This window comes from Streptococcus sp. GMD6S (genome assembly GCF_000297015.1).
The window spans coordinates 1-1,016 of the sequence record NZ_AJRH01000174.1; the positions used below are offsets into that span (position 1 = coordinate 1).

Annotated in this window: 1 protein-coding gene; it reads right to left on the reverse strand. The window is 42.2% G+C overall.

Annotated features, from left to right (window positions below; all coding sequences use genetic code 11):
• Positions 1-1,016: HAD-IC family P-type ATPase (locus tag GMD6S_RS09465; protein WP_000630555.1), on the reverse strand; the 1,016-nt coding region annotated here is incomplete at both ends.

Here is a 1,016-nt window from a genome sequence, read left to right on the forward strand (position 1 = left end):
ACTTCCCACTTTTTCTCACAGGTTAAGTAAGTCTTCAGAGCTCGGGAAGTTGCATTTTCATCTTCGAAATAAGCCAAATAAGAAGACAGTTTCTCTGCTACATTAGCATCCATTTCTTGGACCTTCATATTCCCCGTCGTGATGGTTCCAGTCTTATCAAAACAAAGAACATCTACTCGCGCCAAGGTCTCTACACAGTATAGCTCCTGCACTAGAACCTTCTTTTTAGCCAACTTCATGGCTGCTACCGCTAGGGAGACGCTAACCAAGAGAATCAAACCCTCTGGAATCATGCCGACCAAGGCACCTGAACTTCCCAAGACAATTTCAACATAAGACCGTCCTAGACTAAAACCTCTGACATAAAGCAGAATCGCAACTGGCACTAGCAAGATAGAGACGATTTTTAAAATCTTATCCATATAATCGCGCAGTTGAGAAGGGTATTTTTTGAATTCCTTGCTGGATTTTGCAAGTTTGTTGATATAACTATCGGGTCCGACCGCCGTCGCCGTGACCAGACACGTACCGCTGACAACATTGCTTCCGCTCATCAGCTTGTCACCAACTGTTTTAAAGACCGAATCACTCTCACCAGTCAGCAAGGACTCATCAACTTCAATATTCCCTTCAAGCACTTCTGCATCTACAGGCACCTGATCTCCCAGATTGAGATGCAGATACTCACCCAGTACGATGTCTTCTGGATCAATCTCAATCGTTTGACCATCTCGATTGACTTTGTACTTACTTTTACCTAGCAAACTTAGCTTTTCTAAAGCATTTTTTGAACGCACTTCTTGGAAAATCCCAATGGCTGTATTGATAGCAATCACACCTAAAAAGAGCATATTCTCAAATCGCAAGGTTGTGGCTACCAGAACTGCCAGAGCCAAGTTCATAGCATTAAAGAAGGTAAAGATATTTGAAACGACGATTTCCTTGGTTGTTTTATAGGGTTTAATGTCGCTGATATTTCGTTGACGATCCTTGATGTCTTGGCTACTTAAATACTT